The sequence below is a fragment of the Flavihumibacter fluminis genome, from assembly GCF_021491375.1.
Classification (GTDB): domain Bacteria; phylum Bacteroidota; class Bacteroidia; order Chitinophagales; family Chitinophagaceae; genus Flavihumibacter; species Flavihumibacter fluminis.
Window position 1 is genome coordinate 92,078 of record NZ_JAKEVY010000002.1, and the last position, 13,842, is coordinate 105,919.

The following is a 13,842-nucleotide window of genomic DNA, read 5'->3' on the forward strand; positions in this document are numbered from 1 at the left end:
AGGAATAATTTTTCAAATCCCTCTGCAGCTCGCAGGGGGATTTTTTGTTACCTACCTTTGCCGCATGAAATACAGCAATCCTCAGTGGGATGATACTATTGTTGCATTGGCTACGCCTCCGGGCGTGGGTGCCATAGGCGTGATACGACTAAGCGGACCTTCGGCATTTGGAATCGTGAACCAGTTGTTTCCCTCCAAGGACCTGGAGCAACAGGCCACCCATACCGCGCATGTAGGATTGCTGAAAGAAAAAGGAGAAGCCCTGGATGAAGTGGTGGTGACTCTGTTTAAAGGCCCGCGGTCGTATACAGGGGAGGATGTGGTTGAGATCTCCGGGCATGGTTCGCCTTATGTATTGCAGCGCATATTGGATGCCTGTATGCGTGGGGGAGCCCGACTGGCGAGGCCAGGAGAGTTCACCCAGCGGGCCTTTCTGCATGGCAAGCTGGATCTTGCCCAGGCAGAGGCAGTTGCTGACCTGATAGCAGCCAATACGGCGGCTACCCAACGCAATGCCTTACACAATATCAGGGGTGGCTTTTCAGCCGAATTAAAGCAGCTCAGAGAGCAACTGATCAGTTTCTCGGCTTTGATAGAACTGGAGCTGGATTTTTCCCAGGAAGATGTGGAGTTTGCGGATCGTTCGCAGTTGTATGCATTGGTAACAGGAGCACATGAACGCGTGAGCAAACTGGCGGCCTCTTTCCAGTTGGGCAACGTGATGAAGAATGGGGTGAGTGTGGCGATCATAGGCAAGCCCAATGCTGGCAAATCAACCTTGTTGAACACCCTGTTGAATGAAAACCGTGCGATTGTAAGTGAGATAGCCGGCACCACCAGGGATACCATAGAAGAAGTGCTGAATATTGACGGGATATTATTCCGCTTCATAGATACTGCCGGCATCCGCGAGCATACAGCCGACCAGATCGAGCAGATCGGGGTGGAGAAGAGTCGCGAGAAAATGCAGCAGGCGGATATCGTGATCTATCTCTTTGATGTAAACACCATGGCACCTGTCGACCTGGAGCAGGTGCAAAGGGAATTTGATGCCGCGGGGTATAAGTATCTTCTTGTGGGAAATCAAATTGACAAAGGGGAAGAAACTGCACTGCGCACCAAATTTGACCGCTCGGCGGGACAGGGAGTAGACAGCAGTCGCCTCTTGTTGATCTCCGCCAAACAGGGCCTTCATGTGGAACTATTAAAAGAGCGCCTGGTGGACCTGGTCCTTGGGGGCCAGGTAAGTGGCGATACCACCATCGTCACCAATGCGCGACATTATCATGCCCTCCAGGAAATCCTGCGTTCGTTGATGGATATCCGTAATGGCCTGGATAATCACCTGCCCGGTGATTTGCTGGCACTGGATATCCGGCGTTGTCTGCAATATGTGGGAGAGATAACAGGAGAGGTGAGCAATGAGGATTTACTGGATTATATTTTTAGCAAGTTTTGTATTGGGAAGTAGGTGTGGATCTTTTTTTACCGTGAAAACACCCGTATGAATCTGTTTTAGAATATTATAACTTACAGAATCTGTTATCTAAAATAGATTTACTTTTGCGGTGAAAATTACTTTTGCAGATAAGAAGCTAGAGAAACTTGTTAATGATGACCGGAGAATGCTTAAAGAGTTAGGCAAGCAACGGGCTACCATTCTCAGGCGGAGGCTTACCCAATTAGAGGATGCTACTAACCTGGAGGAAGTCAGGAACTTGCCCGGAAACTACCATGAGCTTAAGAACGATAGGAAGGGGCAATGGGGTTGCGACTTAGACCAACCGTATAGGCTGGTTTTCAAACCTCATGAAAAACCTATACCAACAAACGTTGATGGTCAGTATATCTGGCTAGAAATTTCCGGTGTAGAAGTAATTGAGATTATAAACTATCACAAGGAAAAATAAACATGTCCAGCCAAAGTCAATACTTTCCGCAATCAAGACCACATCCGGGTGAAACCTTAACCGAGAAGCTGGAGGAAATGGAAATGGGTCCAAAAGAGTTTGCCCTTCGTACAGGTAAGCCGGAGAAAACAATCATTGCTGTAATGAAAGGTGAAAGTTCCATTACTCCAGATATGGCAGTGCAGTTTGAGAATGTAACAAGGATTCCTGCAAACTTCTGGATGAACCACCAGAGATCCTACGATGAATACATCGCCAGAGAAAAACGTAAAGCTACAATTGATGAAGCAGTAGCATGGGCAAAAAAATTTCCTTTAGCCGACATGATAAAAAGTGGGTGGTTGCCACCAGCTGCCACCATTCAGGAAAAAACAATGGAAATGCTTGCTTTCTTTGGTTTCTCCAATCACGCAGCATGGGAAGATTATTATTTCAAACAGCAGCTGAAAGTAGCTTTTCGTATTTCGTTAGCTCAAACAAAAGAACCCTATTCCATATCTGCATGGCTGCGAAAAGGAGAATTACAGGCTGCTGAATTGGATGCAAACGACTATTCAGAAAAGAAGTTCAGAGATGCGCTTTCGAAGATTAAGTCGATAATGGCCAGGCATCCGAAAGATTTCTTCAGTAAGTTACAAACCAGCTGTCTCCAAGCTGGTGTAAAATTGGTACATACTCCCTGCATTAATAAAGCTCCTATTAATGGTGCTACTCGTTGGTTGAATGATACTCCCTTAATTCAACTATCGGGGCGCTATAAACGAAATGACAGTTTCTGGTTCACGTTTTTTCATGAAGCAGGACATATTCTCCTGCATGGTAAAAAAGATATCTTTCTTGAGAATCTTGAGTACTCGGATAAGGATACGGAGAAAGAACAGGAAGCAGATGAATTTGCTATTAAATGGACATTGACTAAAGACGAAGAAAAAGAGATAATAGAAGCCTGTCCATTGACCGATGCAGGGATAAGAAAATTTGCAAAAAAGTTTACTACTCACCCTGCGATCATTATTGGCAGGTTGCAGCATAAGAAATTAATTCCTTACTCATTTGGAAGGGAATACATTGAGCCAATTATTTTTGTAGAATAGATCACTTTCAACTACAAACTCATTGTTTTAAATTTTCTTCATTTTCCCTATCCCCTAAACTGCTCCTTATATTGTGCTCCAATTGGAATAACCGCAGCGCCGATTTCAATTTCAGCTGCAGTATAGGAGCTTATCTTGTTTTTATTTACGAGGAATGATTTGTGCACGCGTATAAAGCTGTCGGACAGTTCCTGGTCCAACTGACTAATTTTATATTTCAGGAGCAGGTTGCTGCCATCCACTTTGTGTAGTTTAACATAGTCGCGGATGCTTTCAACATATAAGATTTCACTTTCTGCCAGTTGATAGGTCTTAGCGCCGGATTTTATGGATACCGTTTTCTCTTTGGTTGGATCCTGTAGTATACTTTCTCTTTTTCTCTGCAATCTGAAATACTTATCTATTGCCTGGGAAAAGCGAATAAATGTAATTGGCTTTAATAAATAATCGATCACGTCTAAATCGTAACCTTCCATTGCATATTCACGATAGGCAGTGGTTATTATTACCGCAGGTGGATTTTTCATTGCCTTTAGCATTTCGAGTCCCGTTAGTTTAGGCATTTGTATATCCAGGAAGAGCAAATCAACCGAATATTGTTGCAGGAAGGCCATCGCTTCTACCGCATTGGTACAGCTGCCTGCCAATTGAAGGGTATCAAATTCCTGCACATGTTTTTGCAGCAACTGGATAGCCAGTGGCTCATCGTCTACCAGTAAACAGCTTGCTTTCATGTTAAATCAATCGATAGATTTGTACTAAAGATACCATTGTCTGCCTTCATGTCAAATGTATATCGACCAGGATACAGCAAGTCCAGTTGCTTTTGTAAATTTGTTAACCCAATTCCCTGGCCTTCCGGTGAGCTTTTATCAAAAGAATTTTCTGCTACTAGTTCCAGGCGATTGTTTGCTGCTTTAATGTCTACCAAAAAATGGATCTGTCCGTTTACGCCGCCTGCACTGTGTTTCAGCATATTTTCCACAATGGTCAATAATAGGAGGGGTGCTATCGTATAGGAATTGTCTGTACTATGGGTAAAGTAAGGTTTCAATCGGTTGCCATATCGTATTTCACCCAGCTCCATATAGTTTCCTATTAATTCAATTTCTTTTTGCAGTGATACATATTTGTCCGTGCACCTGTATAACACATAATCCAAAATAAAGGATAGCTTTTCAATGCATACTGCTGCCAGTGGAGATTGCTGTAAGGACAGCGAGTAAATATTATTCAGCGTGTTGAACAGGAAGTGTGGATTCAACTGAGATTTTAATGCAATCAGTTCTGCCTCTTTTTTCTGTTGTTCGGTTTCAACCTGTTTACGCAATACCATTTGTCGATCCAGTATCAGGTAGAATATGATAAAGGGTAAGGCATCTGCTATATTCCCAATGATATAATGCTGGATCAATACCGGGATGTCGGTAGCAATTTCAAATAGTGATTCCTTTTCTTTGTGAATACCCAGCAAAGGTTCCAGCAGGTAGATGACCGCTATTCGGTTGATCACCCCAATCAGGTATACCGATACCAGCAAATAAAGAGATCCGGTCAGCCAGTTCTTTTTTTCCAGTAATAAGGGCAGGACTTTTAAACAGATTACATAACTGGTTAGGCCAACAGCCAGTAAGTGAACGAATAGTTTCAGCAGTAGATCAGGTGAAATGGACTGAGCTATTCCGTCTTCCTCCACCATAAAGATGCGCTGCGCTATATAGATGAAATAGATCGTGATCCAGAACAGGACATGTAATATCCATTTATGGCTGTTTCCCGATACCATTGCGTTTTATTTAAAAATATACAAAATGCAGTAGCGGATGGCCACCAACATACAAACAAGTTCATTCCTGGTTCAAACAAGCCTTTTCCGGATACAAACTATAAAATCGTCTGTTTGTCTGTGCTATTCATTGGTACGCCGAATAGTCCGTATTGCGGATTCCTGACAAAATATATTGCACGAAAAAAATGAAACGTACAATTATTTTGAGCTTTGCATTTCTGCTGCTTCTTTCTAATAAAGCGGATGCACAGTCCGACAAGCAACAAATTCAGGAGCTGCTGCAGACCTTTATGAAGGCCCTTAAGGATAAAGACAGCCTTACCATGTATTCCTTGTTTATTAATAGTCCGGTTACCTGGGTTCGGGTCTGGAAGCCCACTACCTTAGAAGCGAGGAGGAAACAAAATCCAAATGAAAAGGAACTGGCTGAATCTGATCATAAATCCTGGTTTAGACGGGTAATGCAGGGTGGTATAAAGGAAGAACATTTTCTAAACCCGGTTATAGCCGAAGACGGAAGTATTGGTTCGGTAACCTTTGATTACAGTTTTTGGAGTAATGGAGTTAAAGGGAATTGGGGTAAAGAAAGCTGGGCGCTTGTTAAAGAAAATGGTGTATGGAAGATCGCCAGTGTGATTTTTTCGGTTGAGCTGGAGGCAATAGTACCTCAAAAAGAGGGAGTGCATTACGATAAGCCAATACTTCATCCCAAAATGGAAGCCTATTTGAAAACCCAGGCGGATACTGGTCGTTTTCAGGGTGTGGTGCTGGTAGCAAAAGGAGACAGCCTCTTACATCACCAGGCCTATGGAAAATTTGATTGGTCTACCGGCTCATCTAACAAGTTGGGAACACAATTTTTGATAGGCTCTCTTACCAAATCGGTGGTGGCGGTTGCCATCATGCAATTAGTGGAGCAGGGAAAGATTGATTTATCCGCACCCATAAAGAAATACATTCCTGAACTTTCGAGCAGTATAGCTGATGGCGTTACCGTGCATCACCTGTTAAAGCAGCAATCCGGACTCAATCAATTCATTGAAGATTGCACTGAAATTGAGGTGATGGATATTAGCTCACCAGAGCTGATTGACATCATCAATAAGGCGCGCAGGGCATTTGAACCCGGTAAAAAATTCGCCTATTCCAACCTGAATTATAATTTGTTGGGCATCCTTATTGAAAGAGTAACCGGATTGTCCTATTCCGATTACATGCAGCAAAAAGTCTTTGCACCATTGGGCTTGCAGGCTACAGGAATTGAACGACTTTCCAATATCCCCACGAATAAGGCAGTCGGTTATCGTACCATGAATGGAATTTTCAGACCCATTCAGAATGTTACTTCCTATGCGCTGGGTACCGGAGATATTTATTCAACAGCAGCTGATCTCTTCAAATGGGGACAAGCATTGCATAAAGGATCACTGGTTAGCAAAGAAAGCAGGAGGTTACTCTTTGATGGCGGAAAGGAAGACTGGGGTTACTATGGATATGGTTTCAGAATCCAGCCTTATAAGCGTTCATCCGGGTATATTAATACCGGTACCTTAATTCGGCATGGTGGAACCATGAATGGCTATATTTCAAACTATCATTACTATAAGGAAGATGATCTGACAGTGATCCTCTTATGCAACAACAGGGATATTCCTATTCGCAGAATTACGGATATCCTTAAAGACCTAGCTCTTTGACCCAGTAAATAGTCATTCAGATTTCCACCATTGGGAGATAGTAGCGTGTATGTCTAAGTTTTCCGGTTTTTTTCAGGGCTCCAAGAGCCACCATTTCCGAAAGATCTCTGGTTGCTGTAGCGGGGGAAGTTTTGCTAATGCGTATATAGTTCTCTGCACTTAGTCCACCTTTAAAACCCTCCGGACCTTCCCGAAACAACCGCAGTGCCACTTTGGTCTGCCGCTCATTTAATTTGTTCCTGAAGTCCTCCAAGTAACGCGCCTTATCCACAATAAACTGAATCATTTTCCGGACATTAATTTGGGCCTTCAATACTTCTCCGGAAAAATAAACCAACCAATCTGTCACCTCCAAAGAATCATTTGCGCGCTCTAAAGCCTGGTAATATGCCTTTTTATTTTGCTCTAAAGTACTGGACAGTGAAGTGATTAAAGGATGCCTTGCTCCCATGGCCAACGCTTTTTCTGCAATAGCGCGTCCGATTCTCCCATTTCCGTCTTCAAAAGGGTGAATTAATTCAAAAAACAAATGTGCCAAGCCAGCATGAATCAACGTAGGCATTCCTTCGCTGAATGCACGGTTGAACCAAAGAAGATAATTTTCCATCTCTGCTGGCACCTTATGAGAGGGTGGAGCCTCATAGAAAACCTGAGACGAATCCAACCTTCCCGATACTATCTGCATTGGTTCTTCGTGAACCCGGTATCCTCCTATAATTTCCAAATCTATCCTTCCATTCATCAACATTTGATGCCAGGAGAACAGGCGCTCCTGGTTCAGGGGCTCACTATAACTTCTGTAGAGATCCACCATCATTCTGGAAACACCTGTTTCTTTGGGACCAGACCTTCTTCCATCTGTCGGCATGCCTAGCTGTCCGCGGATAGATGATTGAACAGAATCTCTGTCCAAAATCTCCCCTTCAATTTTTGATGTATCCATGGCTTCATTGCTCAAAAGGGTCACCTGTAATTCATCAGCATCCTGGGATGACACAGAATTAAGTGAACCTACAATCAAACCCGTATTCCGATGAAATTCGCGTTCTGATTGTATGAATGTAGCCGCGTCAAAGCTGAAATTTGGCCATTCCGGTCTCTCCCAGATCCACTTCATGAGCTATAAAAATTATTCTATAGCTCAAAAATAAGAAAATCATGAGTTATAGAATGATTTTCTATCCTGGCTCTTTCATCCAATATTCCAGTGGTGTTTGATAACCTTTATGCCCCTTGCTCGTATGTAGCCAACCCATAAATATATCTTCATACTTCGTAGTGTCAATATCATCATAACTAAAATACCGATAATTATAGCTGGTTACCTGATAGACCATCTGGTTGATATGGGCCAGCATTGATTTATTGCTAGTTTTACTGATGACATAATCTGAGCCATGGCTCATTTCGGTTTCTATAAAATTCGATGGAAAATTATGGCGGTGTAATAGCTGCTCTAATTGGTGACGAAAAGCAGCTATTGTTGTAGCAATCGTTTTTCCCTTTACGACCACCGTTAACAAGGAGGGTTCATGAACATATAACAAGAGCATTTTACCCGAGAAGCCACTTCCGCACATAACAACATACCAATTATGCATACGTTGATCCGGAGCTGCCTGGCTGATATGCAGCACGGGTTTTATGCGGCTGGTGTTTAATAGCTTTTGTGTTGCGTGAAAATGGAACATAGGTAGTAGTCAAAAATCCAGCGTAATTTACTGGAAAACTCCTTAGTCAGATTACAGGGTTGGAACTGGATCCTTCAGTTGCAGTGTTTACTCCCTTGTACATCAATTATGGCCGCAATACCCAAATTGGTAAAAATGTATTTATCAATTTTGATTGCGTTTTCCTGGACCTGGGTGGAATTACCATTGAAGACAACGTGATGCTCGCTCCAAGAGTTAGTCTGCTTTCGGAAGGGCACCCGGTTTCTCCTGCAGAGCGGCATTCCCTGGTACCCGGGAAAATACATATCCGCAAAAACGTCTGGATCGGAGCCAATGCCACCATTTTACCAGGAGTAACAATTGGTGAAAACTCCATCGTAGCCGCTGGTGCGGTGGTCAAAAAAGATGTTCCTGATAATGTCGTGGTGGCAGGAATTCCGGCTAAGGTGATTAAATCTATCTAGTAATCCTTCGATTAAGTCTGGTCCTGGTATAGTGTAGGATGGTCCCCGAACGCTCCTGGGACGGTCTTGGGCTATAGCTGGGCTGGTTCAAAGACGTAGGATAACGAAGGATGGCGGAGGATTAGGGAGGATCAAATATTTTTCTTATATTAGAAAAAACTCATACAATGGCACATCTTCCTAAAAACCACCTCCTGAACGGAAGCCAGGGAGCTATCGGTAAAGATGTAGTGTTGAAAACCATCGGTGGCAAGACCTTCGCCTGTAAGTACCCCGATATGTCCCGGGTTCAATTCAACGAAAACCAAAAAAAATGTCAGTCCGTTTTTGGGCAGGCTGTTAAATATGCCCAGGCTGTTTTGATGGATGCTGACAAACTAAGGGAGTATCAGCAAAAGCAAAGAGATCGTAAAGAGCTACGCCCCAAAAGCATTTACCACCTTGCATTACAGGATTTCATTGATAAGAACAGCTCGAAAAAATCAAAGAGGAAAACGAAAGAACTGCTTCGTCGGTATCAGCAGACCTACAACCTGACGGAACGGCAATACATTGCGTTGCAACAGCTGATTGAAACGGGCTCCCTGACCAACTCCATCTATCAGCAAATCAACCAGGTTTCGAAAGCTACCGCTACCCGTGATTTGCAAGACCTGGTGCAACAGGGAATACTTACAATTCACTCCAAAGGCGCCGGTTCTACCTATGCATTAATTGGCTCATCAGCTGCAATAATTGGCTCATAAATCCCCGGAATTGGCTCATAGAACCCAATAATTGGCTCATAAACTCCTGAATTTGGCTCATGGCAATCTGAACGAATTGTCTCCCTGCTCAATGAATCGCATCTGGAATGATAGCATCCCTAATCCTGTAAGTGTTCGCTATGGATTTCACAGTTGGGCAGAAGCCAGTCTCTTTAATACCGTAGGATTATCTGCTTCTTCTTTTCGTACAGACAACTGGAGCTTCCAATAAAAGGATTTCGCGGGCAGCTGTGTCGGAAACCAATTCCGGCCTTCCTGCGAGAGAATCAGCAGGCCCGTCTCATCTCCAATGGCTGCGAAATTCTCCAGCACCGGTTGCTTGACAAAGGGTAGCATTCCATGTTCGGTTTCTAGTTTTTCCACCAGGGTTGGCACATGCGCTGTTACGATGCCCAATTCACTTACGCGCAACAATTGTTGTGCATCAAATGGATCACTTGCTTCTTCATTCCTGTCGTGCCGCACAATACATTCCAGCAAATTCCCGGTGGTATCAAAAAAATAAAAAGACTCCGCATTCCAGTTGGCAAAATTCATGATCCTTCCACCATCCGGCAAGGGCAATACTTCCAGGCGAGCAGCAAACCAGTCCAATGCTTCCTGCAATTTGTTTTTTGGAATATCAAAGGCCATATGATATACCGGCTCAATGGTTGAATCCTCCAAAAATTCCAGCCGGGTTTCACCCAACTGAAAGGCTGCTTTACCAGGGCCCGCTTCCAGCATTTCCAATCCTAAGAGATCGGCATAAAATCCAATGGTTTGCTTCAAATCCGGACTCACTAATTCTATTAATGTTATCATTGTTTCTGTTTTAATAAAGTTAACTGCATTGTGTAATTTCATAGTTATGTCAGCGCTCCTGCTTCAATCCATTCGATCCCTGGTTCCGGTTTCCGACGACCAGTGGCTGCGCATTGAAGCTGCCACACAGCATCGCTCCTTTAAAAAGGATGAGTTTATTAGTCGCGATGGCGAAATCAACCGTTTTACCAATTTCATAGAGTCCGGCAGCCTGCGCGTGTTTCATATCGACCGCGATGGCCAGGAGAGCGTGATCCAGCTTGGTGTCAGGGGCTGGTGGGCCAGTGATTTTGCCAGCTTCACCAACCAGCAACCCGGCTTGCTGCATGTGCAGGCACTGGAGTCTACGGAACTCCGGTCTTTCTCCTATGAGGCAGTGCATCGGTTGTTTGAGGAACTGCCTGTTTTTGAACGCTTCTATCGCCTGCTGGTTCAACGTGCGTATGCAGCTTTCCAAAACCGCATGCTGCAAAACCTGAGCATGGATGCTGAACAGCGTTACCTTCAATTCCGGCAACTCTATCCTGAGTTGAATGAGCAGATTTTTCAGAAACATGTTGCATCCTACCTGGGAATGTCGGCCGAATTACTCAGCAAGATCAAAAAACGGGTGTATGAATCCGATAAGCAACAAAAACGCGCTACCAAACCCTCCTGAAGTACAAGCCGAAATTGCTGTAAACGCGCTTGTCTTTTCCGAATTCATCCAGTGTAATACCTGCACCCAGCTGGTTTTTTTTCACCTGCATGCCTATGCGAAATGCCTGGTAACTGCGATTGTGTCCTTTTAGTCCCACGCTGCTCATGCCCTGGTATCGCACTACAACCGGCATTTTTTTATCAGCCCCAATTTTATATTCCACCAGGCTGAACAGTTCATAGGCCTGTACCCGGGAAAGATTGGCTCTCGGTGATAAAAGCAGTATCCCCTTTTTCAGTTTCCATTTGAATTGCAAAGCTACCGATGGATGATACCCGCCTACATTGGTATAAAACAAACCGGATTTCAGAGCAACTTTCTCTGATAAATTATATACTAGATAACTTTGGTTCATCAGTTCATCTTTTGGCAGGTTCTTTCCGGATCCCTTATCATAGTATTTTATAATGGTTCCCAGTTGCTGCCAACTGAATTTGCGGGATGCATTCAAGGGAAATTCTACTGAATGCATTTGATGGAAGTATCGGTTGCCCGGCATCAGTTCTACATTGCCGGTTTGCGCGTAAGCAGCTACTGAAAGCAATAACAGCGCAAGTGAAATTTTTATCATGGTCATGATTTGAGGATCCAAAAATGATGCACCTGTGCGCGCTGAAAAATGAACTGGTTCAAGTTCTTCCCGGCAACAACTTGAACCAGTTCATGTTTTTGCCTTTTGAATCCATTCAGTTTTGTGTTTCAAAAATTAAAAACATGAAACAGTTATCTCTTTTATTACTTAGAATCACGTTTGCCGTGGTTGTTTTGCCGCACGGTTGTCAGATGGTATTCGGCTGGTTTGGCGGTTATGGTTTTTCCGGTACCATGCAGTACTTCACGCAAACGGAAGGACTTCCTCGGCTGGTTGGCTTTGCTGTGATTTTGCTTCAGTTTGCCGGCAGTCTGGCTATTCTGGCAGGTGCTGCTACCCGCTTTATTTCTCTCGGTATGATTGGTCTCTTTATTGGCATGATTGTTACCAGTCACTGGAACCACGGCTTCTTCATGAACTGGTATGGTACCCAGGCAGGAGAGGGATTTGAATATCATATTTTGGTAATCGGAATTTCTGTTGCTTTGCTGCTCGAAGGTGCAGGCCAGTGGTCGGTGGATGCCATCCTTCCAAAAAAACAACAACATGCATTCCAATAAGGAAATTATTCAGCGTTTATACCAGTTCTTTAAGCAAAAAGAGTTTGATCAGCTTCGCCTGCTGCTTAAAGAAGATATCCGGTGGGAACAAATGAAGGGCTTCCCCAATGGGGGTATCCATACCGGAAGAGAACAAGTCATCTCCCTTGTGCTGGCAGGTTTTGATACCAATTGGGAGGGCTGGAAGGCGGTGGTGGAGGAATTTATAGAAGCAGGTGATTCAGTATTGGTGACCGGCTACTATGAAGGCACCTATCGCAAAACAGGTAAGTATATGAAGGCTGATTTCCTTCATCATTACCAATTGGCAGATGCACAGGTTGCAGCTTTTAAACAGTATACGGATACCTTTGAAATCTATGCTGCCACACAGCCGGGCTGAGCAGCTTATATTTGAAAGACTAAACTTTGTCGCCATGCCGATTACTTCCATCAATCCTGCAACGGGTCAGCCGATTCAATCCTACACAGAGCATAGTCCGCAGCAGGTGCAGGAGAAAATAGCACAAACGCAGGAAGCCTGGAAAGCATGGCGACTAACATCTATGTCTACCCGCACTGCAAAGCTTCGGCAACTGGCAACGGTACTGCGCAACCGAAAACAGCAGTTGGCAGCATTGATGGCGTTGGAAATGGGAAAGCCTGTCAAACAGGGATTGGCAGAAGTAGAAAAATGCGCGCGTTGTAGTGAGTACTATGCGGAACATGCAGGCGCGCATTTACAAGATCAGTTGATCCCTACGGAAGCCAGCAAATCCTATGTGAGTTTTCAGCCCCTTGGTATTGTATTTGCCATCATGCCCTGGAACTTCCCGCTCTGGCAGGTGATCCGTTTTTTGGCACCAGCCCTGGCTGCAGGCAATGCGGCCCTGCTCAAACATGCCTCCAATGTGCCGGGCTGTGCTATTGCGATTGAAGAAATGGTATTGGAAGCCGGTTTTCCACAGTTTATCTTTCAAACCCTGCTCATCAGCAGCAAACAGGTAAATGCCGTGCTGGAACATCCCTACGTGATGGCTGCTACCCTAACCGGCAGTTCGCCGGCAGGTAAGGAGGTGGCGCAAAAAGCGGGCTCTTTGCTCAAGAAAGTAGTACTTGAATTGGGAGGCAGTGATCCCTATACCATTCTTGCAGATGCCGACCTCGAAGCAGCTGCTGAAGCCTGTGTAAACAGTCGCCTTATTAACAGCGGGCAGTCCTGCATTGCCGCCAAACGATTTATTGTGGAGGCGCCCATCGTGGAAGCATTCACCGGGTTGATGCTTCAAAAAATGAAAGCCAAAAATATGGGTGACCCCTTGGACGAAACAACTGATATTGGTCCGCAGGCCCGTGCGGATCTCAGAGAGGAGCTGCATGAGCAGGTGCAGCAATCCATTGCAAAGGGCGCTGTTTGTTTATTGGGTGGTGAAATCCCTCCTGGCAAGCATGCTTTCTATCCGCCAACCCTGCTTACCAATGTGCGGCCCGGTATGCCGGCGTATGAGGAGGAATTGTTTGGTCCGGTTGCTGCCATCATCAGGGCAAGTGATGAAGCCGAGGCCATTGCAATCGCCAATGATACCGAGTTTGGTTTAGGTTCCGCCATTTTCACCAGGGATCTTGAAAAAGGAGAGCGCATCGCCCGAAATGAATTGCAATCCGGCTCCAGTTTTGTGAACCAGCTGGTGCAGTCTGATTCCCGGCTTCCTTTTGGCGGGATTAAAACTTCAGGTTTTGGAAGAGAACTCGGTATGTTTGGCATTCATGAATTCGTGAATATCAAAACGATCTCTATTAAGTAATTTTAGCA

At 44.5% G+C, this 13,842-nt stretch carries 16 protein-coding genes; 10 read left to right on the forward strand and 6 right to left on the reverse strand.

Going from position 1 to position 13,842, the window contains the following annotated elements; all coding sequences use genetic code 11:
• The first annotated feature begins 64 nt into the window (after positions 1–64).
• From mnmE to L0U88_RS06585, 3 genes are all read left to right on the forward strand, one after another.
• Positions 65–1,471: a tRNA uridine-5-carboxymethylaminomethyl(34) synthesis GTPase MnmE gene (mnmE, locus tag L0U88_RS06575; protein WP_234864821.1), complete on the forward strand. Its 1,407-nt coding sequence runs from the start codon at positions 65–67 to the stop codon at positions 1,469–1,471.
• Between the two features lie 97 nt (positions 1,472–1,568).
• Positions 1,569–1,910 (forward strand): type II toxin-antitoxin system RelE/ParE family toxin, encoded by a 342-nt coding sequence (locus L0U88_RS06580; protein WP_234864822.1) that lies wholly within the window; start codon positions 1,569–1,571, stop codon positions 1,908–1,910.
• A 2-nt stretch (positions 1,911–1,912) separates the two neighbouring features.
• Complete coding sequence (locus L0U88_RS06585) at positions 1,913–3,004, forward strand: HigA family addiction module antitoxin (protein ID WP_234864823.1); 1,092 nt, start codon at positions 1,913–1,915, stop codon at positions 3,002–3,004.
• 47 nt (positions 3,005–3,051) lie between these two features.
• Here L0U88_RS06585 and L0U88_RS06590 read toward each other — a convergent pair whose 3' ends face one another.
• Positions 3,052–3,738 carry a LytR/AlgR family response regulator transcription factor gene (locus L0U88_RS06590; protein WP_234864824.1) on the reverse strand — a complete coding sequence of 229 codons (687 nt, stop codon included), beginning with the start codon at positions 3,736–3,738 and terminating at the stop codon, positions 3,052–3,054.
• Positions 3,735–4,790: a sensor histidine kinase gene (locus L0U88_RS06595; RefSeq protein WP_234864825.1), complete on the reverse strand. Its 1,056-nt coding sequence runs from the start codon at positions 4,788–4,790 to the stop codon at positions 3,735–3,737. Before L0U88_RS06595 ends, L0U88_RS06590 begins: the two co-directional genes overlap by 4 nt.
• A gap of 188 nt (positions 4,791–4,978) precedes the next feature.
• Here L0U88_RS06595 and L0U88_RS06600 point away from each other — a divergent pair, with 188 nt between their 5' ends.
• Complete coding sequence (locus L0U88_RS06600) at positions 4,979–6,490, forward strand: serine hydrolase domain-containing protein (RefSeq protein WP_234864826.1); 1,512 nt, start codon at positions 4,979–4,981, stop codon at positions 6,488–6,490.
• Between the two features lie 16 nt (positions 6,491–6,506).
• Here L0U88_RS06600 and L0U88_RS06605 read toward each other — a convergent pair whose 3' ends face one another.
• Positions 6,507–7,607, reverse strand: a complete 1,101-nt coding sequence (locus L0U88_RS06605) for a Fic family protein (protein ID WP_234864838.1) — start codon at positions 7,605–7,607, stop codon at positions 6,507–6,509.
• Positions 7,608–7,668: 61 nt separating this feature from the next.
• The gene (locus L0U88_RS06610; protein WP_234864840.1) at positions 7,669–8,181 is read right to left on the reverse strand and encodes a DUF6933 domain-containing protein; all 513 of its coding nucleotides are present in this window, start codon (positions 8,179–8,181) and stop codon (positions 7,669–7,671) included.
• Positions 8,182–8,240: 59 nt separating this feature from the next.
• On the opposite strand from L0U88_RS06610, the gene L0U88_RS06615 reads away from it, so the two are divergent.
• Both L0U88_RS06615 and L0U88_RS06620 read left to right on the forward strand, forming a co-directional pair.
• On the forward strand, positions 8,241–8,627 hold the full coding sequence (locus L0U88_RS06615; RefSeq protein ID WP_234864843.1) for a sugar O-acetyltransferase: 387 nt from the start codon (positions 8,241–8,243) through the stop codon (positions 8,625–8,627).
• A gap of 167 nt (positions 8,628–8,794) precedes the next feature.
• Positions 8,795–9,373 carry a hypothetical protein gene (locus tag L0U88_RS06620; RefSeq protein ID WP_234864845.1) on the forward strand — a complete coding sequence of 193 codons (579 nt, stop codon included), beginning with the start codon at positions 8,795–8,797 and terminating at the stop codon, positions 9,371–9,373.
• A 147-nt stretch (positions 9,374–9,520) separates the two neighbouring features.
• On the opposite strand, the gene L0U88_RS06625 is transcribed toward L0U88_RS06620, so the two are convergent.
• Positions 9,521–10,198: a VOC family protein gene (locus L0U88_RS06625; protein ID WP_234864847.1), complete on the reverse strand. Its 678-nt coding sequence runs from the start codon at positions 10,196–10,198 to the stop codon at positions 9,521–9,523.
• 46 nt (positions 10,199–10,244) lie between these two features.
• Between L0U88_RS06625 and L0U88_RS06630 the strand changes: the two genes are divergently transcribed.
• Positions 10,245–10,856, forward strand: a complete 612-nt coding sequence (locus L0U88_RS06630) for a Crp/Fnr family transcriptional regulator (RefSeq protein ID WP_234864849.1) — start codon at positions 10,245–10,247, stop codon at positions 10,854–10,856.
• Here the strand turns inward: L0U88_RS06630 and L0U88_RS06635 are convergent.
• On the reverse strand, positions 10,840–11,469 hold the full coding sequence (locus tag L0U88_RS06635) for a hypothetical protein (protein ID WP_234864851.1): 630 nt from the start codon (positions 11,467–11,469) through the stop codon (positions 10,840–10,842). The two genes, L0U88_RS06630 and L0U88_RS06635, sit on opposite strands and share 17 nt — an antisense overlap.
• 143 nt (positions 11,470–11,612) lie before the next feature.
• On the opposite strand from L0U88_RS06635, the gene L0U88_RS06640 reads away from it, so the two are divergent.
• From L0U88_RS06640 to L0U88_RS06650, 3 genes are read left to right on the forward strand one after another with little or no spacing between them, the layout of a single operon-like run.
• Positions 11,613–12,050 carry a DoxX family protein gene (locus L0U88_RS06640; protein WP_234864853.1) on the forward strand — a complete coding sequence of 146 codons (438 nt, stop codon included), beginning with the start codon at positions 11,613–11,615 and terminating at the stop codon, positions 12,048–12,050.
• Complete coding sequence (locus tag L0U88_RS06645) at positions 12,037–12,432, forward strand: nuclear transport factor 2 family protein (protein WP_234864855.1); 396 nt, start codon at positions 12,037–12,039, stop codon at positions 12,430–12,432. Before L0U88_RS06640 ends, L0U88_RS06645 begins: the two co-directional genes overlap by 14 nt.
• Before the next feature lie 34 nt (positions 12,433–12,466).
• The gene (locus tag L0U88_RS06650; protein ID WP_234864857.1) at positions 12,467–13,834 is read left to right on the forward strand and encodes an NAD-dependent succinate-semialdehyde dehydrogenase; all 1,368 of its coding nucleotides are present in this window, start codon (positions 12,467–12,469) and stop codon (positions 13,832–13,834) included.
• Positions 13,835–13,842: the final 8 nt, after the last annotated feature.

Coding starts and splice junctions, on each gene's coding strand:
- mnmE (WP_234864821.1), top strand. CDS start 65: ATGAAATACAGCAATCCTCAGTGGGATGATACTATTGTTGCATTGGCT.
- L0U88_RS06585 (WP_234864823.1), top strand. CDS start 1,913: ATGTCCAGCCAAAGTCAATACTTTCCGCAATCAAGACCACATCCGGGT.
- L0U88_RS06590 (WP_234864824.1), bottom strand. CDS start 3,738: ATGAAAGCAAGCTGTTTACTGGTAGACGATGAGCCACTGGCTATCCAG.
- L0U88_RS06595 (WP_234864825.1), bottom strand. CDS start 4,790: ATGGTATCGGGAAACAGCCATAAATGGATATTACATGTCCTGTTCTGG.
- L0U88_RS06600 (WP_234864826.1), top strand. CDS start 4,979: ATGAAACGTACAATTATTTTGAGCTTTGCATTTCTGCTGCTTCTTTCT.
- L0U88_RS06605 (WP_234864838.1), bottom strand. CDS start 7,607: ATGAAGTGGATCTGGGAGAGACCGGAATGGCCAAATTTCAGCTTTGAC.
- L0U88_RS06610 (WP_234864840.1), bottom strand. CDS start 8,181: ATGTTCCATTTTCACGCAACACAAAAGCTATTAAACACCAGCCGCATA.
- L0U88_RS06620 (WP_234864845.1), top strand. CDS start 8,795: ATGGCACATCTTCCTAAAAACCACCTCCTGAACGGAAGCCAGGGAGCT.
- L0U88_RS06625 (WP_234864847.1), bottom strand. CDS start 10,198: ATGATAACATTAATAGAATTAGTGAGTCCGGATTTGAAGCAAACCATT.
- L0U88_RS06630 (WP_234864849.1), top strand. CDS start 10,245: ATGTCAGCGCTCCTGCTTCAATCCATTCGATCCCTGGTTCCGGTTTCC.
- L0U88_RS06635 (WP_234864851.1), bottom strand. CDS start 11,469: ATGATAAAAATTTCACTTGCGCTGTTATTGCTTTCAGTAGCTGCTTAC.
- L0U88_RS06640 (WP_234864853.1), top strand. CDS start 11,613: ATGAAACAGTTATCTCTTTTATTACTTAGAATCACGTTTGCCGTGGTT.
- L0U88_RS06645 (WP_234864855.1), top strand. CDS start 12,037: ATGCATTCCAATAAGGAAATTATTCAGCGTTTATACCAGTTCTTTAAG.
- L0U88_RS06650 (WP_234864857.1), top strand. CDS start 12,467: ATGCCGATTACTTCCATCAATCCTGCAACGGGTCAGCCGATTCAATCC.